Here is a 23,761-nt window from a genome sequence, read left to right as displayed (position 1 = left end):
GGCGGGCAACCCAGTCAGGCTTGTTGTTCCAGACCAACGAGTCGCGACGTGTTGCACTATCCGGGCCTACCGGCAGTCTCACTTGGTTGTCGCACATGCACATCGACTGGTCGAGCCGGACCTACGCGAGCGGTACGGCGTGCGTCCCTCGCCCGTCGGGGGTATGGGGGATGATGCTTCCGTGGCGTCTCCTCAAGTGTCGGACACCCCGGCTGCCCGCAAGGCCCGGGGGGCGTTCTTCACCCCGCCGGTCCTGGCGCGCTACGTCGCTGACTGGGCCGTGCGCTCGGCCGATGACGACGTTCTCGAGCCGTCGTGCGGGGAGGCAGCGTTCTTGCTCGCCGCCGGGGAGCGCCTCGATGAGCTCACCGCGACCGGAGGCGAGGGACGGGGGCACCTCGACGGAGTGGAACTCCACGAACACAGCAAGAACCAGGCGGAGACCCTCGTGGCTGAGGCCGGGCATCACGCCCGGGTCGTGGTGGGCGATTTCTTTGATCACTCGCCGACCGGCAGCTATGACGCTGTGGTCGGGAATCCGCCGTACGTGCGGTATCAGGACTTCGCGGGCGACGCCCGCGCCCGCGGCCGCGAAGCCGCGTTGCGCGCCAACGTGCCGCTCTCGGACCTGGCGTCATCGTGGGCGGCGTTCACCGTTCATGCCGCGTTGTTCTGCAAACCTGGCGGGCGGCTCGGGTTGGTGCTGCCCGCCGAGTTGCTCTCAGTCAACTACGCGGCCGGAGTGCGCCGGTTCCTGATGGAGCGCTTCGCCCGGGTGCGGCTGGTGCTGTTCACCGAGCGAGTGTTCCCCGGGGTGCTTGAGGAAGTGGTGCTGCTACTCGCGGACGGCTACGAGCAGGGACCGGCCGAGCACTGCGAACTGGTGCAAGCCCGCAACGCTGCCGACCTTGCCGACACGGCAGCCGTGCCGGTGACCCGACGCTGGACCCCGCAGCCGGTCGATGGGAAGTGGACCGGCTCGCTGCTCTCTGCTGAGGCCCTCGATGCCTACGCTGCCACCGAGACCGGCGGCCACTTCACTGGGTTGCACACCTGGGGCGAGACCACGTTGGGCATGGTCACCGGCAACAACAAGTACTTCGCCGTGACCCCGGACCGGGCCCGCGAGCTCAACCTGCCCGATCGGGAGCTGCTGGTGTTGTCCCCGCCCGGATCACGGCACCTGCGCGGGTTGAGCTTCACCCCGGCCGCGCACACCGAGCTCGCTCGAAGCGGCGCGGCAACGCTGCTGTTCCGCCCGCCCGGCGAACCGTCACCGGCCGCAACTCGCTATATCGCCATGGGCGAGGCGACCGGGGTCAACCAGGCCTACAAGTGTCGGGTCCGTCGCCCGTGGTGGCGGGTCCCGCTGTTGCCACCCGCCGATGTGCTGCTGACCTACATGAACGCCGACACGCCACGGCTGTGCGCCAACCGCGCCCGCGCGCATCACCTAAACTCGGTGCACGGGCTCTACCTGCACGACGAGCACCGCAACCTCGGGGCCGACCTGCTGCCTCTGGGCGCGCTGACCTCGATGACCCTGCTCGGCGCAGAGACCGTTGGCCGTGCCTACGGCGGTGGAATGCTCAAGCTCGAGCCCAAGGAAGCCGACCGGCTCCCGGTGCCCGCCCCGGACGTGCTCGCGACCGCCCACGACGCGCTCACCGCGATCCGCCCGCAGGTCAACGCCAAACTGCGCACCCCACGCGGGCTGCTCGAGGCGGTCAAGCTCGTCGACGACGTGCTGCTCGTCGGCCAGCTCGGAATGCGTCGCAGCGACGTGCGTGCCCTGCGCGACGCCCACGCCGAGCTCTCCGCGCGTCGCGTCGCCCGTGGCAAGGCCGCCCGGTAGACCTCTGCTGTGGCCCGCATCGACGACCTGGTCAGCGCCGCGCTCAAGAACCTCGGCGAGAAACCCGCCGACACGGCCCCGCAGAGCGCGAAGAAGAACTACTCCCAGAACCTGTCTACCGCGCTCGCGCTCGCGTTCGCCGACGAGCTACGTCACCGCGGCATGGACGGTGCCCGCCCGGCCGGCCCTGGCGAGCTCGGAGGGTCGGGCGCCGAACGCCGCCTCGCCGGAGGGATCGGAGCCAAGAAGGTCGACGTTACCTGGGCCACCGAGGAGTCCGGGCTGCTGCTGGGCATCTCGGTCAAGACCATCTCCTTCCGCGACATGCAGACCAAGAACTTCCAGAAGAATCTCACCAACCGCCGTTCCGACCTTCTCACGGAAGCGGTTACCCTCCACCGGCGCTTCCCCTACGCCGTCCTGGCCGCGTTCCTGTTCCTCGACAAGGACGCCGAGCACGACAGCACGGCCAAGCGCCGCTCCACGTTCGGCAACGCCTTTCCCCGCTTCCGGCTGTTCACTGGCCGGCGTGACCCCGGCAACCGCGACGAACAGTTCGAACGGCTCTACCTCCTCCTGGTCGACGCCAACCCGTTCAGCCCCACCGTGCGCTGCTTCCACGTCGCCGACCCCGACCCCGACAACCCCACCAAGGTCTCCCTCAACGAGGCGCTCAACTACCTCGTCGAGCTGCTCGCCGAACGCAACTTCGACACCTACGAAACCGACGGCCACGGCAACATCCACAAGAGCCAGTAGGGCTTTCGATCATGCCCGCGTACGCGGCTCCACCACCCGGGCCCGGCTCGAGCCGGGCCGCCAAGGGCCTCCTCGAGCGCTGTCCGCTCGTCATCGCCGACGAAGGCCCCGCCACACGACCCGGAAAGCGACCTACGGCTCGCCGTTCACTTCGCTGACCCTCGCCTACGGCACGCCCACCGCGTAGCCACTAAGCTAAGTCCGCCGAGCTTTCACAACGGGCTGGACACGCTCGCCAACATGGAGTACAAGACTTAGCTGACACCGGGCAGCCACGAGGAAATTCGACGTGCGGCATCCTGGAAATTTGAACGGGCGATCTCGGCCTGACTCCAGGCGTCGTTCCACCTAGGTCGGCCTTTTCCCCGGGTCGAGGCGCGGCCGTCGTCAGCTCTAACGCAAAAGTCTGCATACCAGGTATCGGTCTGTTCTTGAAGTTCGTATATTGCGGCGTGCACCGAGTTAGCGGTAGAGCGAACTTCGACCGGTGTCGCAACTTGCACCGCCGCGAGACTATCGTGATAAGTGTTCCACTGCTTCAGCCACTCCCTGTATAGGTCCTGATAGCCTTCTGGAAAATGGGACTGGCGTAGCGCGAACTCGAGGCTCGCGGCCGCCGTCATCAGCGCGTTGACTCGGGCCAAGAACTCAACTATAGCCTCCTGCTGGAGGATACGAGCTTCCCGTCGATCAGTTCGCCGCGCAGCCAACCATTGAGCACCCGTCGCGCCTAGTGCGCCGAAAAGCGCGCCAGCTACACCGGCGCCAGCAGCAATCCAAGCGGGCAACAAGCTTTGACTCGACAAGCGATCCACCGTCTTCGTGTCCTATCGACGCACAGGTCCGAGGAAGCTTAGCTCTGCATCGACGCCTAAGCCGCCCCGATCGGACTCCTCAAGCGCGGGGCGATCAGGGGAATCCGCTGAAGGCCGTCAAGCTCAAGCTTATGCGTCGCCAGGGGTGGCACCTATCCATCTCAGAGGCATGCGGGCGGTGCAGCTCGAATCGTTCGGTGGCGGGCATGGCGTGCCCTCCGCCGCGCCGTCCGGGACGTTCGCCGGACTCGCAGGACGTCCACGTGGGCAGGGTCGGGGAGGAACCGGGCCAGCTCGCGCCGCGCGGACAGCGGGGCGAACTCCCCACGACCGTCGGATGTCCGACCCAGGCTGAACGAAGCCGTGCAGGGCCGGTGGGATGGTCAGTTCGAGGTCGCGTTGCTCGGCGGCGGCGAGGCGGGCGAGCAGTTGGGGTTCACTGCGCGCGGCCAGGGCCACCGAGCTCGTTCCGGTGGCGACGGCGTCGGCGAGCTCGCCCAGCCGGGTGCGGAGCTCGGCGATCTCGTCGCGGAGCGCGGCGCCCTCGGTGGCGTGTTCACCGCCGGATGTAGGCGCGGGACCGCTCGTCATAGCGCCACTGGTACCCCGTACGGAGCGTGCCCAGCCGGCGCCGCCCTCGGCGCTGGAGACCTACTGGCCCAGCAGTTTGCGGTGCCCGTCGGCGGTGACGCCCCTCGGCGATCGGGGCGTGCAGATTCACGGCCCACCCGGCTTCGCGGAACTTGAAGACCAGCGCGTCGGCGGCCAGGAACGTGTACGCGTGTCCCGGAGCCGCATGAAATGGTTCTGGCAGCGGGCCTCCGAGAGCCGGTGCGGATCGATGGCGCGGAACCGGGATTCACTGGGGCTTGTCTTAGGTTCCGGTCGTTGTTCTTCGTTGTGCGTCGTGGTGGCGGAGTTCGAAGCGTTCGGCGGCGGGGGTGACGCGGGTTCCGCCGCGTTGTTCGACTGGTAGCCGGAGCACGGTGAGGTGTCCGAGGTGCTCGGGAGCGAACAGGTAGCGGGCGAGTTCACGGCGCGCGGCCAGAGGCGCTTGGTCCCACGACGCCTGAATGTCTTGGCCGGGTTGGAGCAGGCCGTGCAGGGCTGACGGCGTGGTGAGTTGTTGTTCGCGGTGTTCGGCGGCGGCGAGCCGTTCGAGGAGTTGGGGTTCGCTGCGCGCCGCGAGCGCGATGGACACGGCGCCCTTTGCGACGGCGTCGGCGAGGTCGTCGAGCCGGGCCCGGATGTCGGCGATCTCGTCGCGCAGCGCGGCGCGTTCGGTGGCGTGCTCGCCGTCACCGTCGCTCGCGGCGTGTAGCGCGGCGTAGACGTCGGGGCGCGACAGGTAGGTGATGATCAGATCTTCGGCGAGGCTGTCGAGGTCGTCGGCATTGAGACGTACGCAGCCGCGGTGGTGGCACCTGTACTGCCGCACACCCCGCTTGTTCGCCGCCGAGAGTGGCCCGTCGCAGGGTCCGCACCGGGCGATCATCGAGAGCAGGTGGCGCCCGCGTCCGGCGCGGGAGGTGATCCGGGCGGGGTCGGTGAGCCGGTCGCGCACGGCCAGGAAGTCCGCGCGTGAGACAAGCGCGGGCCAGGCGGCGTCGGTGACCTGGGTGCCGTGCGACAACGCGGCGCGCAGCACCCGCCCGCTGCTGAGCCCGCTCTGATCGGTCACATGCACCCGGAGAGCGGCGTAGGCGGGGTTGACCGCCATCGAGCGCAGGTGCTGGGCGGTGAACGGGCCCCCGGAGCGCTTCTCGATGCCGCGGGCGGCGAAGTCGGCGGCGACCGAGCGCAGGGAGTGCCCGGCCAGCATGCGGGAGAACAACTCGACGATGACCGGGGCCTCGTCGGGGTGCGGTTCCTGGGCGACGTACGCGCGGGTGCGTTCGTCGTAGCGCCGCCGGTAGCCGTACGGGACATACCCGTGGGGTTTGCCCTCGGCGAAGTTCGCCGCGGCGGCCCGTTTGGCCCGCGCGGAGACTTTCCCGGACTCGTACTCGGAGTCGACGGCGTCTTCGAGCAGTGAGCGCCGGTCGCGCGGGTTGGTCGGGTCGTAGGTCCGGGCGTGGGTGGTCACCCGAATCCGGACTCCGGCGCGTTCGCAGGCTTCGATCAGCTCGACCCATTCCCCGACGCGCCGCGACCCGCGCGAGGACTCCCACAACACCAACACATCAGCACCGAACGCCTCGGAGGCGAGATCGGCCATCAGCCGGTCGAAGTCGTCGCGGGTCTTGGTGGCGTACCGCGACGCCGAGCGGGAGTTGTCCCGATAGGCCTCGCCCAACACGATCGCTTCGCGGTCGGCGTCGCGGGCGTTGTCGTCGTGCTGCTCGTCGACCGACCGTGCCCGCCCCGAGCGGTCCAGCGACACCCGCAGGTACTCCCGCCCCGTCCACGGCCTGGTCCCCGGGGTGGCCTGCGGGCTGGTTCGGGGGTTCTGCGGCTGCTGACCTGGCATACCCCGAAAGGTACAACTAGGAAGGGGGGTGCTTCCAGCTCGCGGTGGGTCCGCCGTGGGCGTGGTCGCGGGTGTGGTCGATCTGGGCGCGGTGGGCGGGTCGGCGACACCACGGGACGACGCAGTGCCGGTCGCGGGCGCGGGTCCAGCGCTCCACCTCGGCGCCGGGTCGTCGGCGTAGCCACTGGTCGGGTCCGGAGTCGGCGTCCGGTGGGCGCCCGAGGGCGCCGGTGTTCCGGAGGTCGGCGAGTCGGCCCTGCAGCTCGCTGATCAGCGGTGCCCATGGGCCGTGGTCGTCGGGGGTGAGGGCGGCGAGCAGTGTCGTCGGAACCTGGAGTTCGACGATCGCGCCGGTCCGGGTCGCGCCCGGTGCCCTCCCCCGCCCCTGTGACTGGTGGCGGGGGCGGGTTGGTCGGCTGCGGGCGAGCAGGACGTGGTGGAGGTGCCCGTCGTCGTCGACGAGCACGACCCGCCATTCGCCGGACCGGCGTTGGTTGATCAGGTCGCGGGCGACAGGTGCGGTGATGGCGCCGTAGCCGGGCACGGTGGCGGGGTGCTGGTCGAGCCCCAACGCTGTGGACAGCCGGAGCCGGATCTCGACGGTGCCGTGCCGTAGCCGCCCGTCCCGCCGCTCCGTCTCCTGCTCCGGCCCGGGCTCGTCGGCCGGGTCGGGGAGGCCGGGGAGGTCGAGGGCGCCCTGGGCGTCGGGTGAGCCCGGCGCCGGCACCGTCAGGTCGAGGTCGTGACGACCCTCGATCCCCTCGCCCACCCCCTCATCGAGCCCGCCGCCCGGCCCGTCGCCCGGCCCGTCGCCGTCCCGCTCGTCGCCGTCCCGCTCGTCGATCGGCCCGTCGCTGGAGCCGGTGTCGCCGGGCCCGTCCTCGCCAGAACCGCTGTCACCGGGACCCTCGGGACCCTCGGGGCCACCGTCCGGCCCACCGTCCGGCCCGTCGTCCGGCCCGTCGTCCGGCCCGCCGTCGGGGTCCTCATCGGTGGGGCCGGCGTCGTCAGGGCCGGCGTCGTCGGCGCCGGCGTCGGTGTCGGTGGGGGTGCTCGCGGCGTGGTACTCGGCGGTGAGCAGGGTGATGATCTCGGGGTCGGTCATGCCCGCGGTGGAGCCGTCGAGCAGCCGGGTGCCGACGTGCAGGCGCAGCGCGTTGATCGGGGTCAACACCCCCGCCGCGCGCAGCCGGGCGGCGAGGGCCTCGACCCGCGCCATCGACGCGATCCCGTCCGCGGCCGGCGCATCCAGCAACGACAACGTCGCCGTGCCGGACGGGTTGCACACCAACCCCACCCGCCCCCGCGCCTCCGCCCGCTTGCGGCGCCGCTCGGCCCAGTCGGGGTCGATGGCCAGCACAATCTCGGTGAGCCGCTCGCGCAGCGCCATCACCGCCATGTCGCCCGCCTCGGGCAGCACCTCGGCCACCGCCAACCGGGCATGATCCTCAGTGAGGTCGCGGACGCCGTCGCTGATCGCGCGGACCTTGGACTCGTCCAGCACACCCCGCCACAACGCGTCCCCCAGCGCGGGCAGCCGGGAGAACAGGTCGTCGGCCAGCTCCAGGCGCCGCGAGGCCATCGTGCGCGAGCAGCCGAGCACCGCGGCGACCTCGTCACCGGAGAACTCATCACAGCCCGGCAACCGCCGCGGACGCCCCTCCGCGTCCTCCGCCGCCATCCCGAGCTCCCGCAGCCCCGCCAACAACTGGGCCTCGGCCCGGTTGTGGACCGCGAACCGGGCCCGCACGAACGCCGCCAACTCCGGACCGTCCAGGGTGCTCGGATCGACCGTGTCCAACAGCGCATGCAGATCCGCGTCCGGAGCACGACCTGCCAGCCGGGCCACCAGGCCGGGCTGCTGATCCTGCTCCACGCTCATGCCAACGACGCTAGAACCGACCCCCGACAACGCCGCCCGAGAAACCCCAGGACAGCCGACCAGGCCAGGTCACGAAAAGGTAACGATCCCCCGCTCGGTGCGGGTACCTCCAGTCGCGCGTCACGCCGCCGGGAGTTCGGACATCAGCCCCCTCTCATCTTCCGGGTCCGGCCGCCTGCGGCTCGAACATCGCCGCCTCCGTGGCGTCGTCGGCCGCATCGTCGATGGCTCGCTTCTCCATCGCGTCGGCGATCAGTTCCAGCAACGCAGCTCGACGGGCCTGGAAGAAGGAGCCGAAGTCGTCCGCTCGCAGCGCGGAAGGATCGACGAGGTGGGTGCCGAGCACCCGGTCCAGCGCGGCTACCTCGAGACCCGACTTCTTCTCGACCTTCTCGAGGTACTTGGACGGCGCCGCGCCGCCGATCATCCGGTTGGTGTCGAAGGAGATCGCGGTCTTGTTGACGATGCTCTCTCGCTGATCGCCGTCGACACCGTTCTTGTCGCACCACGCCTTCGGGAAGATGTGGTGGATATCGATCTTGTAGTCGAAGAACGTCGAGAGACCCATCGGCTGGTCCTTGACCCGGTCGAGACACCCTCGCTTCATGAGGAGGGCGTACACGCCCTTGTACGCAGCCGAGTTGCGGGTCTTGAGCGTGAGCAGGCGTGCTGCGTAGAAGGCTGCTTCACCGACGGTGCCGGGCTCGCGTCGACCACCTCGCACCCAGGCCGGGACCTGCTCGACGTCCCGCGCGAACCTCGTCTCCGTACTCCCGCCGTACATCTCCCCGAGGACTCCGCACCAGAACCAGCGGCGGATCATCGCCCGCGTGGCGTACACATCGGCGTCCTTGCCCAGGAGGACCCTGATGACCGCGAGAGGGACGAGCTGCGTGCGGTAGGGCAGGTCCGCGGCCCGGAAGAAGTGCTCGTGCGCCAGGAACTGGTGGCACCACTCCAGAGCCTCCGTGACGGGCTCCGCCCACCGACGGTAGTCCTCGAGACGCAGCCGGAGGATGTCGCGGCGCTTGCAGGAGGTCGACCCCGGCTCGATCAAACCGTCGTCGCGGCGAGCACCGGTCGCGAGGAGCGAGATGGCCTGGAGGAAGTCCGTGCTCTCGAGGGAGCGGAGGACCGGCTTGCGATGGAGACGCTCCGCTCGATGGGCCCAGTCGTCCTTCAGAGGGAAGTCGTCGGTGGCGAAGGTGGCGGTCAGCAGCTCGAACGCATTGAGCGGGACACCTCCGGTGTTGACCTTCTCGAAGACGGTGCAGACAGCCTCCTTGGAGGTGTCCTTCGTCAGACGGATCACCGGGACCTTGTAGCCGGTGATCTCCTTGAGGACCTTCTTGTGGAACTCCTTCCACCGGCCCTTGTTGGCGATCTCGGCCTCGACGTAGGCTCACATCCACTCAGTGGTCGCGTCGGAGTCGAAGACGATCCACGCCGGGAACGCTCCCGCCTCGCACTGCTTCTCCGTCGTGCTCAGGTCGGACACGATGTCCTTGCCGAAGTTCTCACGGACGACCAGGTCCTCGGGGATCGAGACGACGGCGTCCTCGAGGTCGGCGTTCGGAGCCAGCGCCTTCTCGATGTCGAGGAAGTACCAGCGCCTGATTCGGCGGTCCCGCGAGTCCTTGGTGTCCACGACCCGCCCCGAGTACAGCGCCTGGTAGAGCGACGTGGTTCGTTGCTGGCCGTCCAGGAGGAGCTGCTCGGGCTTGTCGGCGCCGGCCGGGTCGACACCCGCGATCGGGATCGGCTTGAAGTTGGACCCTCCGCCGCCGAGCTCCAACGTCATCGCCACACCGACGGATGCCCCTGGGCCACGCTGGCGATCAGGGCGCGGATGCGCGTCCGACGGGCCAGGTCACCTACCGCGGCACCTGATCACCAGTACCCACGAGGGACTGCAGGTAGCCGGCGAACTCGGTGGTGATGATGGGGCGCGCGGTCCAGCCGACGTAGCCGTCGGGGCGGACCAGCACCGCGTCGCCGCCGGTCATCCCGTACACGGCCGCGAGGTCGCCGACGCTGTCGACGAGGCACGGCTCCCCGGCCGCGGCGAGCGCCGCGCCCAGCTCCGGACCGGCGACCACGTGCACGCGCATCGGCAGCGGCACGGTCGCGGCGTGGACGCGCGCGGCGTTCACCTCGGCGATCTGGGCGACGTCGTCGACGTAGACGAGCAGGGCGTGCTCGGTGGCGGCGAGGACGGCGTGCAGCCGGATCGGGTCGGTCACCGCCGGACGGCGCAGCCCCCGCGCGTCGGGCGCCCGGTCGCCGGGCGCGACCTCGAGCGTCTCGCCGACCGACCCGACGATCGGGCTGTCGGAGTAGTTCACCAGCAGCTGCGCCTCGCGCCGCAGCATCGCCGCCGGGTCGTCGGTCTCGAAGCCCTCGCGGGCGTGGCGGGTGGTGCGGCCCACGACCTCCTCGCCGACCGGGTGGCGCTCGACGTGATAGCTCTCGAGCAGGCCGGGCGCCGCCACCTCGTCGATGACCAGCGCGAGCTTCCAGGCGAGGTTGACGGCGTCCTGGATGCCGGTGTTCATGCCCTGCCCGCCGGTCGGCGGGTGGATGTGCGCGGCGTCGCCGGCGATGAAGACGCGCCCGTCGGAGTAGCGGTCGGCGAGCCGGTGGCTGATGCGGAACACCGACGACCAGCGCAGGTCCGACACCGTCGTCGGCTCCGGGGCGAGGCGGTCCACGACGGTCTGGAAGTGGTGGAGCTCCGGTGCGCGTCCCCCCTCGAGCCCGTGGGCGATGTCCCCCTCGAAGCGGGTCGAGAGCTCGGGCGGTGCCAGCATCGAGATGCGGTAGCGCCCGGCACCGGGCAACGGGATGGCGACGAGGGCGTCGTCGGGACCGCCGGCCTGGGCACGGGTGATGCGGACCCCGTAGCCCGCGGGCATCGACCAGCTCAGGACGACGTCCCCGATCATGTACTCCTCGTCGAAGGCGTCGCCCTCGAACAGCAGGCCGAGCCCCTGGCGGACCACGCTGTGGGCGCCGTCCGCGCCGACCAGGTACGACGTCCGCACCGTCTCCTCGCCGTCCGGCGTGCGCAGTCGCACCGTGACCCCGTCGGCGTCCTGCTCGAAACCGACGAGCTCGGTCGAGCGCTCGACCGAGCCGCCGTGGCGGCGCAGCTCCTCGGCGAGCAGGCGCTCGGTCGTGTACTGCGGGAGGGCGGTGAACCCGTAGGGCACGTCCGGGGGCAGCGCGAGCTCGACGTGCGCGACCTTCACCCCGTCCCGGTAGACGATGTTGCCGCGCATGGTGCGCACCTCGTCGAGCGCGGCCGTGAGCATCCCGCTGCGCTCCCAGTGCTCCAGGGTCCGCGGCTGGAGCCCGACGGCCTTCGCGTAGCCCCGGGGCGCGGCGAGCGCCTCGACCACGCGCGCCCGCACCCCGCGCCGGGCGAGCTCGACCGCCGCGGTCAGGCCGACGGGCCCGGCTCCCACGATGACGACACTGACGTCCACGCCCACGGCACGCTCCCGCTCGTCACACGACGTACTCGCGATACCCCGACCTCTGGGCCGAACGTGGTGACAGCGCGACCCTCGATGACGGTGAGTACAACGCACAGGCCGGATGAGCGTCAACGAGCTCCGGAATAGTTGACAGGTCAACCACCGTTCGACACAGTGCAGGTTGAAACGTCAACGAATGGAGCGCAGGGCCATGCAGTTCGGTGTCTTCTCGGTCAGCGACATCACCCCCGACCCGACCACCGGCCGTGCCCCCACCGAGGCCGAGCGTCTGCAGGCCGTCCTGCGGATCGCGGAGAAGACCGAGGAGGTCGGGCTTGACGTCTTCGCCCTCGGCGAGCACCACAACCCGCCGTTCTTCTCGTCCTCCCCGACGACGACGCTCGGCTACCTCGCGGGCCGCACCCAGCGGCTGCAGCTGTCCACCGCGACGACGCTCATCACCACGAACGACCCGGTCAAGATCGCCGAGGACTACGCGATGCTGCAGCACCTCGCCGGCGGCCGCGTCGACCTCACGCTGGGGCGCGGCAACACGGGCCCGGTCTACCCGTGGTTCGGGCAGGACATCCGCCAGGGCATCCCGCTCGCGGTCGAGAACTACGCGCTGCTGCGGCGGCTGTGGGACGAGGACGTGGTCGACTGGGAGGGGAAGTTCCGCACGCCGCTGCAGGGCTTCACCTCCACGCCGCGCCCGCTCGACGGCGTCGCGCCGTTCGTGTGGCACGGATCGATCCGCAGTCCCGAGATCGCCGAGCAGGCCGCCTACTACGGCGACGGCTTCTTCCACAACCACATCTTCTGGCCCGCCGACCACACCCGGCGCATGGTCGACTTCTACCGCCGCCGGTTCGAGCACTACGGCCACGGTGACGCCGACCAGGCGATCGTCGGGCTCGGCGGTCAGGTGTTCATGCGGAAGAACTCGCAGGACGCCGTGCGCGAGTTCCGGCCCTACTTCGACGAGGCCCCCGTCTACGGGCACGGCCCCTCGCTGGAGGACTTCAGCCGCGAGACGCCGCTGACCGTGGGCAGCCCGCAGCAGGTCATCGACCGGACGCTGGGCTTCCGCGACTACGTCGGTGACTACCAGCGCCAGCTGTTCCTCATCGACCACGCGGGCCTGCCGCTGACGACCGTTCTCGAGCAGCTCGACATGCTCGGCGAGGAGGTCGTGCCGGTGCTGCGGAAGGAGTTCGCGGCGCGCAGGCCCGCCCACGTGCCGGACGCGCCGACCCACGAGTCGCTGGTAGCCGCCCGTGACGCGGCGCAGACCCCGCAGGAGGTGACCGTCTGATGAGCACGCGCACCCTCGCGGTGGTCAGCGCGGGGCTCTCGGTGCCGTCGTCGACCCGCCTGCTCGCCGACCGGCTCACCGACGCCACGGTGAGCGCGCTCGGCGAGCGCGGCGTCGACGTGCGGCCCGAGGTGATCGAGCTGCGCGACCACGCCCGCGACCTCGCCGACCACCTCGTCACGGGCTTCCCGAACGCCGCGCTGCGCCCGGTGCTCGACACCGTCGCCGGCGCCGACGGGCTGATCGCCGTGACGCCGATCTTCTCGGCGTCCTACAGCGGCCTGTTCAAGACGTTCGCCGACGTCCTCGAGCGCGACGCGCTGGCGGGCACCCCGGTGCTGCTCGGCGCGACGGCGGGCACCGCGCGCCACCAGCTCGCGCTGGACCACGCGATGCGCCCGCTGTTCGCCTACCTGCACGCGACGGTCGTGCCGACCGGGGTGTTCGCGGCCTCGGAGGACTGGGGGGCGGCCCCGGAGCCGGCCGAGCGCATCACCCGCGCCGCGGGCGAGCTCGCCGACCTCGTCGCGGCGCGCCCGGCAGGCACCGTCGCCGACCCGTTCGCCGACCCCGTGCCCTTCGAGCAGCTCCTGAAGGGCTAGACACGGGCCGGGGCGGGCGCGTTCCGCTCGCCCCGGGTCCGTTCCACCAGGTCGACGTCGCGCTCGACGCCGTCGGTGCCGGTCAGCGGTTCGGCCTGGGCGATCCCGGACCACTGCACGACCAGCAGGTGCGCGCGCCCGCGGCCGGTGCGCCGTACCGCGAACGCCCCGTCCTCCCCGGCGCGGACGGTCCCGAGCTGGTGGCCGTCGGTGCTGACGACGGTGAGCACCGCGCCGGCGGCCGGGGCGTCGTGGTGGCGGACCACCCCCCGAACCAGGTCGGGCTCGTCGGGCTCGTCAGGGGCACTGATCGTCTCCGTCGTCCGCGGCACCGGCCGCTGCGGGGGGATCGCGGCCACGATCGTCACCGCGACCACGGCCGCCCCGGCGCCGAGCAGCATGACCAGCACGAACGCCGCCTCGGTCGGCACGCCCGCCGTGGTGACCAGCGAGGCCAGCAGCACGCCGGCCACCGCGCTGGCGAACGAGGTGCCGAGCGCGCGCATGAGGTTGTTGAGGCTGTTCGCCGCCGCCGTCTGCTCGACCGGGACCGCGGCCATGATCAGCGACGGCATCGCGCCGTACCCGAGCCCGATGCCGCAGGCGATCAAGACGGAGCTGACCACCAGCTCCCCCACCGACCCGTGGAACACCGCGCCGATGCCGTAGCCGACGGCGACGACGAACCCTCCGAGCATGAGGGTGGTGCGCGGGCCGGACGCGGCACTGATGCGCGCCGACACCGGCGACATCGCCATCATGCAGAGACCGCCGGGGGCCAGCACGAGGCCCGCGACGAGGATCGACTGCCCGAGCCCGTAGCCGGTCTCCACGGGCAGCTGCAGCAGCTGCGGGTAGACCAGCGACATCGCGAACATCGAGAAACCCATGACGATCGACGCGGTGTTGGTCAGCAGCACCTGCCGACGACGGCTGACCCGCAGGTCGACCAGCGGCTGACGCGTCCGCAGCTCCCACCAGGCCCACAGCAGCAGCACGACGCCCGCGACGACGAACAGCGACACCGTCGTCGGGCTGCCCCAGCCCCAGGTGCCGCCCTTCGACACCGCGAGCAGCAGGCACACGAGCGCGACGGCGAGCCCGATCGCGCCGACGAGGTCGAACCGGCCCCCCGCGCGCTGCGCCGACTCCGGCACCAGCGCGAGCACCCCGACGAGCACGACGACCCCGAGCCCCCCGGCGGCCCAGAAGAGCACGTGCCAGTCGGCGGTCTGCGCGATGAGCGCCGCCAGCGGGAGGCCGAGCGCGCCGCCGACGCCGAGCGAGGCGCTCATCAGGGCGGTCGCCGACCCGAGGCGCTCGGGCGGGAGCTCGTCGCGCATGAGGCTGATGCCCAGCGGGATGACGCCGGTCGCCAGGCCCTGCAGCGCCCGGCCGACGATCAGCGGGATCAGCGACGTCGACAGCGCCGCGACCACCGAGCCCGCGATGAGCATGGCGAGACAGACGAGCAGCATCCGCCGCTTGCCCACCATGTCGGCCAGGCGCCCGACGATCGGCACCGCCACGGCCGCGGTCACCAGCGTCGCGGTGACGATCCACGCGGTGTCGGCCGCCGGGGCGCCGAGCAGTCGCGGGAACTGTGGCACCAGCGGCACCACGAGCGTCTGCTGCAGCGAGACGGTGATGCCGGCCAGCGCGAGCACCGGGACGAAGGCCGCGGCGCGGCCGGCCTGAGGGGTGGTCACGCCAACAATTTAACTCAGGCGATTGACATCGGCGGGGTGGGATCGTTCACTCGATGCCGTGCCCGCCAAGGCCCGGACCGACCGCAACACCGCCACCCGTGAGCGCATCCTCGTCGCCGCGGAGCGGCTCTTCGCCGAGCACGGCGTCCACGAGGTGTCCAACCGCCAGGTCGCCGAGGCCGCGGGCCAGGGCAACACGGCCGTCGTCGGCTACCACTTCGGCACCAAGACCGACCTCGTGCGCGCGATCGTGCACCGGCACAGCGACGCCATCGAGCGCGCCCGCGAGCAGATGATCACCCGTGTCGCCGGGAGCGACGACCTGCGCGACTGGCTCGAGTGCCTCGTGCGCCCGACCTTCGACCACCTCGGTGCGCTGGGCGCCCCGACCTGGTACGCCCGCTTCGGCGCGCAGGTGATGACCGACCCCGCATTGCGCGCGATCATCGTCGACGAGCACCTCGACTCGCCGGTGCTGGTCCGGATCCTCGACGGGCTGCGCGCCTGCCTGCCGAGCCTGCCGCCCGCGGTGTCCCGCGAGCGCGGCGACATCGCCCGCCACCTCCTCGTCGACGTCCCCGCCGAGCGCGAGCGCGCGCTCGCCGAGGGCGCCGCCACCGCCCGCGCGACCTGGGCCGACGCCGCCACCGGCCTCGTCGACGTGCTCGTCGGCGTCTGGCTCGCCCCCGTCACGTCCACCCCGAACCACCACTCGGCCGATCAGGAGCACGCTTGACCACCGAGACTCCCCTCGACCTGCGCCGCACCGGCTTCGGCCCGGCGCCCGACGCGGAGGCGGTGCGGGACCGCGGCGCGATCGCCCGCGTGCCCACGCCCTTCGGGCCGCCGGCGTGGCTGCTGACGCGCCAGGCCGACGTGCGCCGGATGCTGGGCGACGCCGACACGTTCGCCAACGGCTGGACCCCCGAGGACCTCAGCGGCGATGTGCGCCGCGACCCACGCCAGCTCTCCGGCGACCGCCGCGGCAACCTGCTCTCCCTCGACCCGCCCGAGCACACCCGGCTGCGCCGCATGCTCGCCGGCGAGTTCACCGTGCGCCGGATGCGGCGCCTCGAGCCCCGCATCACCGAGATCGTCGACGACCACCTCGACGCGCTCCAGCGCTCCGGGGCGCCGGCCGACCTGGTGTCGCAGTACGCACTGCCGATCCCCTCGCTGGTGATCTGCGAGCTGCTGGGTGTTCCCCCGGCCGACCAGGACGAGTTCCAGGCGCGCACCAGCGCCCAGCTCGACACCGGGCTGCCCGAGGAGCGTCGCGCCGCCCTCGCAGCCGACGCGCTCGCCTACATGCAAGGTCTGGTCGCGCGCGCCCGTCAGGACCCGGGCGAGGACCTCATCGGCATGCTGATCCGCGAGCACGACGACGACCTCACGACCGAGGAGCTGGTCGGCATCGCGAACCTGCTGCTCGTCGCGGGGCACGAGACCACCGCGAACATGCTGGGCCTCGGCACGCTCGCGCTGCTGCGCCACCCCGAGCAGCTCGCCCGCGTCCGCGACGACGAGGACGCCGTGGCGCCGGCCGTCGAGGAGCTGATGCGCTGGCTCTCGATCGTCAGCAGCGGCTCGCCGCGGCTGGCCCTGCGCGACGTCGAGATCGAGGGCGTGACGATCCGGCGTGGCGACCTCGTGATGTTCAACCTGCCCACCGCGAACCGCGACCCGGCGGTCGTCGACGACCCCGAGCGCTTCGACATCACCCGCGACAGCCCGCCGCACGTCGCCTTCGGGCACGGCGTGCACCACTGCCTGGGCGCCCCGCTCGCGCGCATGGAGATGCGGATCGCGTTCCCGGCCCTCGTGCGCCGGTTCCCGACGCTGCACCTCGCGATCCCCGACGACGAGGTCGACTTCGCCACCCGGCAAGCCATCCACGGGCTGGAGCGGCTGCCGGTGGCGTGGTGAGCGCGATCGACTTGTCGTCCGACACGGAAAGCTAGAGTCGGGCGGGTGAGTGCCGCACCCCGCCGCCGCACCCAGCAGGAACGCCGCGAGCACACCGAGACCGCGCTCGTGGCCGCGGCCGCGGAGATCGTCGTCGAGTCCGGGGTCCGCGCCCTGACGCTCGCCCGCGTCGGGGAGCGCGCCGGCTACAGCCGCGGCATCGTCACCCACCACTTCGGCTCCAAGCAGGGCCTCGTCGACACCCTCGCGAGCACCATCCAGGGCGGGTTCGTCCCCGGGCTCGACGACATGGCGCCGGGGCTCGAGCGCCTGCTCGCCCTCGTCGACGGCTACCTGCACGCCCTCACCAGGCTGGGCACCGCCAACCGCGCCTTCCTGCTGCTCTGGGCCGAGGCGGCGTCGACCGCCGAGCTCGCCGAGACGTTCCGGGCTCGCGATCGCGGATTCCGCGCCGACCTCCGGGTGGACATCGACGCGGGCCTGGACGCCGGGGAGATCCGCGCCGACGCGGACCCCGAGGCGGTCGCCGTCGCGGTCGTCGGCCAGCTCCGTGGCATCGGTATGCAGCGCCTCGTCGACACCGACGGCGTCGACACCGAACGCCTGCGCCGCGACGTCACCGAGCAGTGGCGCCGGGCGCTGCGCCCCGACGGCTGACGCGACCTCTCCCGAACGATCGCTCGAGGGTGCCGTGGCGGCGACCCGCGCCCACCCGCCGGCGTTCCGGCGAAGGGCGCCCCTCGCCCGTCGATACGACCCACAGGTCCCGTCGCTCGGAACGGCCGGGATCATCCTCCCGTGACCGCGACGCTCGAGGGGCTCAGCGAGGCCCAGGCGCGAGAGGCCGCCCGGCGGGGCCGGGCGAACACGCCCGTCTCGGGGTCCGGACGGACCACCGGCCGCATCCTGCGCACGACGGTCTTCTCGTTCTACAACAACACGCTGTTCGTCATCGGGTTCGCACTGCTCGCTCTCGGGCGCTACAGCGACGCCCTGGTCAGCGTGGGTCTCGGGATCATCAACGCGGCGCTCGCCGCCGTGCAGGAGCTGCGCGCGAAGCGCCAGCTCGACCGGCTCCAGCTGCTCGCGCGCGAGCCCGTGACCGTGGTGCGCGACGGCGAGGACCGGACGGTGTCGCCGACCGAGGTCGTCGTCGGCGACCTCGTGCGGGTGCGCTCCGGCGACCAGATCGTCGTCGACGGGCCGCTCGTCGACGGCCGTCTCGAGGCCGACGAGTCGCTGCTGACCGGCGAGTCCGACCCGATCGGCAAGACCGTCGGCGATCCGCTGCTGTCGGGCAGCTCGTGCGCGGGCGGCGAAGGACTGCAGCGCGCCGAGGCCGTCGGCGCCGAGAGCCACGCCGGACGCCTCACGCTCGCCGCGCGCGCCGACACCACCGTGCTCACGCCCCTGCAGTGGCGCATCGAGCTGGTGGTGCGCCTGCTCATCCTGCTCGTGGTGCTGATGAGCGGGGCGATCCTCGCCCAGGCCGCGCTCGACGGGTCCACGGTGCTGCGCTTCGTCCAGACCTCCGCGGTGCTCTCGGGCCTGGTGCCCTACGGACTGTTCTTCCTCATCGCCGTCGCCTACACCGTCGGCGCCGCGCGGATCGCCGGGCGCGGGGCGCTGGTGCAGCGCACCAACGCCGTCGAGGCCGTCAGCCGCGTGGACGTCGTGTGCACCGACAAGACCGGGACGCTGACGAGCGGGCGGTTGACGACGACCGAGGTCGTCCCCGACGGGGGCGACGAGGCGGGCGCGCGGGCGCTGCTCGGCACCTTCGCCCGCTCGGTGGCCGCCCCCAACGCGACCACCGCCGCCCTCGCCGCCGACACGTCGTTGTCCGGGGACCGCGCGGAGGTCGTCGACGAGGTGGAGTTCCGCTCGTCGCTGCGCTGGAGCGGGATCACGCTCGCCGACGGCACCGCGCTCGTGCTCGGCGCGCCCTCGACGCTGCGCGCCGCGCTCACCGACCCGGCGCTCACGGCCGAGGACGCCGTGCGCCGGCGCACCGACCAGGGCCTGCGCGTGCTCGTGCTGGCCCGGGGCACGGGCCCGCTGCGCGATGCCGACGGCCGGCCGACGCTGCCGCGGCTCCACGGTGTCGCCCTCGTCGCGCTCGCCGACGAGCTGCGCGAGGGCGTCACCGACGTCCTCACCGGCCTGGCCGACGAGGGCGTGGCGGTCAAGGTGATCTCGGGCGACGACCCCGACACCGTCGCTGCGCTGGCCCGCCGCGCCGGGCTCGACGCCCCGGCGATCGCCGGGCCCCGGCTCGCGACGCTCGAGGGTGAGGCGTTCGACGAGGCCGTCGACACCCACGGCGTCTTCGGCCGGATCGCCCCGGAGCAGAAGGAGCAGATCGTCGCCTCGCTCCGCCGGCGCGGCCACCAGGTCGCGATGGTCGGCGACGGCGTCAACGACGCCCGCGCGCTGAAGTCCGCGCAGGTCGGGGTGGCCATGCGTTCGGGCAGCTCGGTGACCCGCGACGTCGCCGACATCGTGCTGCTCGACGACTCGTTCACGACGCTGCCGCCCGCGCGCACCGAGGGCCGCCGCATCATCGCCGGCGTCGGCTCGTCGATGTACCTGTTCCTGTCGCGGGTGGCGACGCAGATGCTGGTCATCCTCACCGTGACGCTGCTGGGGCTGGGCTTTCCCTACACCCCGACCCAGGTCGGGCTGACCCTGTTCACCGTCGGCCTGCCGACGTTCTTCCTGACGATGTGGGCGCGCCCGGAACCGCCCGCCGAGGACCTGCTGGTGTCGCTGGCGCGGTTCGTCATCCCCGTCGGCGTGATCACCGCGGGCTTCGCCACCGCGATCTACGCCTACCTCTACGGGCAGATCCTGTACGGCTTCACCGACACCACGCCCCAGGCTCGTGCCGTCGAACTGTTCGAGCAGTACACGGGCCTGACCTACGGTGTCGACGCCGACTTCGCCGAGGCCTCGGCGACCCTGGGCGCCCAGTCGGGGATGTCGGTGTTCGTCTCGGTCACCGCGATGGTGCTCATCCTGCTGCTCGAACCGCCGCACCGGGTCTTCACGGCGTGGCGGCCCGTCAGCGGCGACCGCCGGCCCACGTGGCTGGCGCTGGGCCTGTTCGTCGCGTTCGTGATCGTCCTGATCGTGCCGGCGACGCGCGAGTACTTCGGCCTCACCGCGCCGGACCCACCCGTGGTCGAGTACCCGGCGATCGGGCTGGTGCTGTGGTTCGTGAGCCTGTCCCTGGTGCTCCGGTACCGTGTGCTCGAGCGCGTCCTCGGGCTGTACCGGCCTACGGTCGAGACATGACCCCGACTGCGGACGACGTCGACGCCTGGTTCACCGACCACCTCCACCTCGAGGACGCCACCCTGCGCGCCGCGCGCGGACGGGCCGGCGGCGCGGGGCTCCCCGACATCGCCGTCGCTCCCGCGCAGGGCGCCTTCCTGGCCACCCTCGCCCGGCTCGGAGGTGCGCGCCGTGTGCTCGAGGTCGGCACCCTCGGCGGCTACTCGACGATCTGGCTCGCCCGCGCGGTCGGCCCGCAGGGTCTCGTGACGACCCTCGAGATCGACCCGCACCACGCCGAGGTCGCCCGCACCTGCGTCGACGAGGCCGGCGTGGGCGACCGCGTCGAGATCCTCCTCGGCCCCGCCCTCGACACCCTGCCGACCGTGGCCGGGCCGCTCGACCTCGTGTTCATCGACGCCGACAAGGAGAACAACGCGGGCTACGTCCGCGCCGCGCTGCCGCTGTGCCGGCCGGGCACACTCGTGATCGTCGACAACGTCGTGCGCGGTGGCCGCGTCGCCGACCCCGACGACGACTCCCCGACGGTGCGCGGCGTGCACGAGGTCGTCGAGCTCGTCGACACCGACCCCCGTCTCGAGGGCGCGACCGCCCTGCAGATCGTCGACCGGAAGGGATGGGACGGCGTCCTGCTCGCCACCGTGCGGTGACCGGCGTCAAGGGTCCAGCACCGATGAGGTGCTGTTTCGGTTCAGGCTTCGCTCGCGTGGCGAGCCGTGCGTGATCTGGACCACCATCGCGGGTGCCGTGTTCAGTCCGCGAGCCACGGTCGACCCTCCGTGAGCGCCGGCGCCGTCCCCGGGACGGGCGCGCGAGCACGGGTCCCGGTGGCGGACGAGGAGGTCCCCGCCCATGTGGCACCTGCACTGGCGCGCCGAGGTGGCGCGCGCCGAGTCGCTGCGGCCCGCGAAGGCCGCACCCGGAACCGGGAAGAGCACGACCGCGAAGGCGAGCTCCTTCCAGCGGGTCTGGCACGACACCCCGGCCGCGACGGTGGCCGCCGACGTCCCGGAGTCGGTCCGTGTCCGGGGACGGTGACACCCCGGGTGCCGCCTGCACCCGCGCCGCGGCCGCCCTCGCCCCGCGCGCCGTCCCGGACGGCGGCCTGATGCTCTCGCCCGCGGCCGTCGCCGCGCTCGCCGAGCTGTTCCGGGCGGTCGGGCGGGGACGGGACGCCGACGCGGTCACCGACGTCGCCGACCGTGCGGCCCGCCGGATGCTCGCCGCCCTCGACGGGACGCCCGCCGCGCCGGCTCCGCGCACCCCGGGCGATCAGGACAGCGGGGTCCTGGCCGCCCGGTAGTCCTCTCAGAAGTCCTCTCAGAAGTCCTCTCAGACGGGCGCGATCTCGACGCGCGTGTCCGAGAACGTCGGCGCGTTGCCGAGGTCGGCGAAGACGAACGGGTTGACGGCGTTGACCGTGCTCTGGTCCTTGGCGTTCTTCGGCCACGCCCCCATCGGCGCGACCGCCACGCCCGGGACCACCTCGTCGCTCACCCGCGCGAGCGCGACGAAGCGCCCGCGGTCGTTGAACACCGACACGTAGGCGCCGTCGACGATGTCGCGGGCCTGCGCGTCGGCGGGGTGCAGCGTGACCGTCTGCTCGCCCTGCACGCGCTTCTGCATCGCCTGGTCCCCGGCACTCGAGTTGAGGTACGCGTGCGACTTCGGCGAGAGCAGGTTCAGCGGGTGGCTGTCACCCGTCTCGCGGGGAGCCACGTAGTGCGGCAGCGGGTCGACGACCCCGCCGGGCTGGAACTCCTCGGAGAGCTGGCGGAACAGCGGGACGACGAAGTTGCCGGCCGCCTCGAGGGTCGACGAGCGGAACTCGGTCTTGCCCGACGGCGTCGGGAACCCGCCCTCGGCATGCGGGCGGTACTCGTCGGGGCTCGGGAGGTTGAGCCGGGCCCAGCCGGCCTCGCGCAACGACTCGAGCGTGATGCCCTCCATGACCGGCGAGGACCAGTCGTAGGACTGCTCGAGCAGCTCGGAGTCGGTGAGCCGGAAGTACTCGTCGTCGAAGCCCATCGCGGCGGCGAGCCGGCGGAACAGCTCGGTGTTGGGGATCGCGTCGCCCAGCGGCTCGATGGCCGGGGTGTTCAACGTGACGTAGAAGTGGCCCCAGCTGAACATGATGTCGTGCTGCTCGAGCTGGGTGGTCGCCGGCAGCACGATGTCGGCGTAGCGCGCCGTGTCGGTGAGGACGTGGTCGCTGACCACCGTGAACAGGTCCTCGCGGGCCAGCCCCCGGGCGATCTTCTCCTGCTCGGGGCAGACCACCATCGGGTTCGAGTTGTAGACCATGAGCGCCGACACCGGCGGGTCCAGCGCGAGTTCTCCGGTCAGCGCCCGCCCGAGCAGGTACTGGTTGACCACGCGCGTGCCGGGCGTCGCGAACTCGGGGTGGACGAAGGCGGGCCAGTTCACCGGGTGGGCCCAGAGCGGGAGCTGCAGCAGGCCGCCGCCGACGTGGCGCCACGCCCCGACCAGTGCGGGCAGGCACGCGATGGAGCGCACCGTCTGCCCGCCGCCGGCGTGCCGCTCGATGGCGACACCGATGCGGATCAGCGACGGATCGGTGGTGGCGTACTCCCGGGCGAGCGTGCGGATGTCCTCGGCCGGGATGCCGGTCTCCTGCGACGCCCACTCCGGCGTGTAGTCCCGGGCCCGCTCGACCATCTCCTCGTAGCCCACGGTGTGGTCGCGGACGTAGTCCTCGTCGGTCAGGCCCTCGTCGATGATCACGTTCATCATGGCGAGCGCGAGGGCGCCGTCGGTGCCGGGACGGATCGGGATGTACCAGTCGGCGCGCCGGGCGGTCTTGTGTCGGACGGGGTCGATGACGACGACCTTCGCGCCGCGCTTCTGTGCCTCGGCGACGATCGGCCAGAGGTGCAGGTTGGTCGAGACCATGTTGCAGGCCCAGATGATGATGTAGCGGGAGTGCACGATGCTCTCGGGGTCGACGCCCGCGGTCGCGCCGATCGTCGCGGCGTACGCGGTGCAGGAGCCGGAGTCGCAGTAGGTGCGCTCGGTGATCGTCGCGCCGAGCCGGTGGAAGAAGGCGTCGCCCACCGACAGACCGTTGAGGATGCCCTGGGTGCCGAGGTAGCTCACCGGCATCACGGTCTCGGCGCCGTGCTCGGCGATCTTCGCCGTGAAGGTCGAGGCGATGGTGTCGATCGCCTCGTCCCAGCTGATCTCCTCGAAGCGCCCGCCGCCCTTGGGCCCGGTGCGGCGCAGGGGGTGCAGGACACGGTCCGGGTTGTAGACCTTGTCCTGGTAGTTGTTGACCTTGACGCACAGACCGCCGCGGGTGATCGGGTGCTCCGGATCGCCGCGGACACCCGTCGCCACGCCGTTCTCGACGGTGACCGTCATGGCGCAGGTGTCGGGGCAGTCGTGCGGACACGCCGCGCGCACCGAGGTCGTGGTGGGCGTCAGCGGCAGGTCGTCGAGGGCGGTCACGTCAGCCTCCCGGAGTGGTGGTCTCGGGTGCGGGCCAGAGCTGTCCGGCGGTCGCCCCGAGGGGCGGGGCGACCGCCGGTGACAGCCTGACCACCCGCCGCGCTCGGGCGCTTGTCGCTCCGCGACGGAACGACGCGCCGTTGACCGGCGAGGCGGGGTTCCCTAGCGTCGAGCGACCGCCGCC

At 71.9% G+C, this 23,761-nt stretch carries 18 protein-coding genes; 11 read left to right on the top strand and 7 right to left on the bottom strand.

The window, feature by feature from the left end; genetic code table 11:
- Positions 1-163 precede the first annotated feature (163 nt).
- Both AC2A1K_RS20735 and AC2A1K_RS20730 read left to right on the top strand, forming a co-directional pair.
- On the top strand, positions 164-1,855 hold the full coding sequence (locus AC2A1K_RS20735; RefSeq protein ID WP_483898211.1) for an N-6 DNA methylase: 1,692 nt from the start codon (positions 164-166) through the stop codon (positions 1,853-1,855).
- 9 nt (positions 1,856-1,864) lie between these two features.
- Positions 1,865-2,614, top strand: a complete 750-nt coding sequence (locus AC2A1K_RS20730) for a hypothetical protein (protein ID WP_483898210.1) — start codon at positions 1,865-1,867, stop codon at positions 2,612-2,614.
- A gap of 1,689 nt (positions 2,615-4,303) precedes the next feature.
- Here AC2A1K_RS20730 and AC2A1K_RS20725 read toward each other — a convergent pair.
- The 5 genes from AC2A1K_RS20725 to AC2A1K_RS20705 all read right to left on the bottom strand — a co-directional run bounded on the left by AC2A1K_RS20725 (position 4,304) and on the right by AC2A1K_RS20705 (position 11,275).
- The gene (locus AC2A1K_RS20725) at positions 4,304-5,899 is read right to left on the bottom strand and encodes a recombinase family protein (RefSeq protein WP_483898209.1); all 1,596 of its coding nucleotides are present in this window, start codon (positions 5,897-5,899) and stop codon (positions 4,304-4,306) included.
- Between the two features lie 16 nt (positions 5,900-5,915).
- Entirely contained in the window at positions 5,916-7,781 is a 1,866-nt protein-coding gene (locus tag AC2A1K_RS20720; protein ID WP_483898208.1) for a DUF222 domain-containing protein, read from the bottom strand.
- A 154-nt stretch (positions 7,782-7,935) separates the two neighbouring features.
- Positions 7,936-9,093, bottom strand: coding sequence for a hypothetical protein (locus AC2A1K_RS20715; protein ID WP_483898207.1), 1,158 nt, complete (start codon positions 9,091-9,093; stop codon positions 7,936-7,938).
- 90 nt (positions 9,094-9,183) lie between these two features.
- Complete coding sequence (locus AC2A1K_RS20710; protein WP_483898206.1) at positions 9,184-9,582, bottom strand: hypothetical protein; 399 nt, start codon at positions 9,580-9,582, stop codon at positions 9,184-9,186.
- Between the two features lie 73 nt (positions 9,583-9,655).
- Positions 9,656-11,275: an FAD-dependent monooxygenase gene (locus AC2A1K_RS20705; RefSeq protein ID WP_483898205.1), complete on the bottom strand. Its 1,620-nt coding sequence runs from the start codon at positions 11,273-11,275 to the stop codon at positions 9,656-9,658.
- A gap of 196 nt (positions 11,276-11,471) precedes the next feature.
- Between AC2A1K_RS20705 and AC2A1K_RS20700 the strand changes: the two genes are divergently transcribed.
- Both AC2A1K_RS20700 and AC2A1K_RS20695 read left to right on the top strand, forming a co-directional pair.
- Positions 11,472-12,575, top strand: coding sequence for an LLM class flavin-dependent oxidoreductase (locus AC2A1K_RS20700; protein ID WP_483898204.1), 1,104 nt, complete (start codon positions 11,472-11,474; stop codon positions 12,573-12,575).
- Positions 12,575-13,177 carry an FMN reductase gene (locus AC2A1K_RS20695; protein ID WP_483898203.1) on the top strand — a complete coding sequence of 201 codons (603 nt, stop codon included), beginning with the start codon at positions 12,575-12,577 and terminating at the stop codon, positions 13,175-13,177. The genes AC2A1K_RS20700 and AC2A1K_RS20695 overlap by 1 nt, the downstream gene beginning before the upstream one ends.
- Here AC2A1K_RS20695 and AC2A1K_RS20690 read toward each other — a convergent pair.
- Positions 13,174-14,886, bottom strand: a complete 1,713-nt coding sequence (locus AC2A1K_RS20690) for an MFS transporter (protein ID WP_483898202.1) — start codon at positions 14,884-14,886, stop codon at positions 13,174-13,176. The genes AC2A1K_RS20695 and AC2A1K_RS20690 overlap by 4 nt on opposite strands.
- A gap of 58 nt (positions 14,887-14,944) precedes the next feature.
- Here AC2A1K_RS20690 and AC2A1K_RS20685 point away from each other — a divergent pair, with 58 nt between their 5' ends.
- The 7 genes from AC2A1K_RS20685 (at position 14,945) to AC2A1K_RS20655 (ending at position 21,412) form a co-directional block, all read left to right on the top strand.
- Positions 14,945-15,622 carry a TetR/AcrR family transcriptional regulator gene (locus tag AC2A1K_RS20685; protein WP_483898201.1) on the top strand — a complete coding sequence of 226 codons (678 nt, stop codon included), beginning with the start codon at positions 14,945-14,947 and terminating at the stop codon, positions 15,620-15,622.
- Positions 15,619-16,812, top strand: a complete 1,194-nt coding sequence (locus AC2A1K_RS20680; protein WP_483898200.1) for a cytochrome P450 — start codon at positions 15,619-15,621, stop codon at positions 16,810-16,812. Before AC2A1K_RS20685 ends, AC2A1K_RS20680 begins: the two co-directional genes overlap by 4 nt.
- A 45-nt stretch (positions 16,813-16,857) precedes the next feature.
- Positions 16,858-17,469, top strand: coding sequence for a TetR/AcrR family transcriptional regulator (locus AC2A1K_RS20675; protein WP_483898199.1), 612 nt, complete (start codon positions 16,858-16,860; stop codon positions 17,467-17,469).
- 141 nt (positions 17,470-17,610) lie between these two features.
- Positions 17,611-20,109: an HAD-IC family P-type ATPase gene (locus tag AC2A1K_RS20670; RefSeq protein ID WP_483898198.1), complete on the top strand. Its 2,499-nt coding sequence runs from the start codon at positions 17,611-17,613 to the stop codon at positions 20,107-20,109.
- Positions 20,106-20,759, top strand: a complete 654-nt coding sequence (locus AC2A1K_RS20665) for an O-methyltransferase (protein WP_483898197.1) — start codon at positions 20,106-20,108, stop codon at positions 20,757-20,759. The genes AC2A1K_RS20670 and AC2A1K_RS20665 overlap by 4 nt, the downstream gene beginning before the upstream one ends.
- Positions 20,760-20,961: 202 nt before the next feature.
- Positions 20,962-21,147 carry a hypothetical protein gene (locus AC2A1K_RS20660; RefSeq protein WP_483898196.1) on the top strand — a complete coding sequence of 62 codons (186 nt, stop codon included), beginning with the start codon at positions 20,962-20,964 and terminating at the stop codon, positions 21,145-21,147.
- Positions 21,131-21,412 carry a hypothetical protein gene (locus AC2A1K_RS20655; protein WP_483898195.1) on the top strand — a complete coding sequence of 94 codons (282 nt, stop codon included), beginning with the start codon at positions 21,131-21,133 and terminating at the stop codon, positions 21,410-21,412. Before AC2A1K_RS20660 ends, AC2A1K_RS20655 begins: the two co-directional genes overlap by 17 nt.
- 29 nt (positions 21,413-21,441) lie before the next feature.
- Here the strand turns inward: AC2A1K_RS20655 and AC2A1K_RS20650 are convergent, their stop codons facing one another.
- The gene (locus AC2A1K_RS20650) at positions 21,442-23,577 is read right to left on the bottom strand and encodes a molybdopterin-containing oxidoreductase family protein (RefSeq protein ID WP_483898194.1); all 2,136 of its coding nucleotides are present in this window, start codon (positions 23,575-23,577) and stop codon (positions 21,442-21,444) included.
- Positions 23,578-23,761 lie beyond the last annotated feature (184 nt).

This window comes from Actinomycetospora sp. 2LY8.5, assembly GCF_057180585.1.
This window is presented reverse-complemented; position numbering and strand designations above follow the sequence as displayed.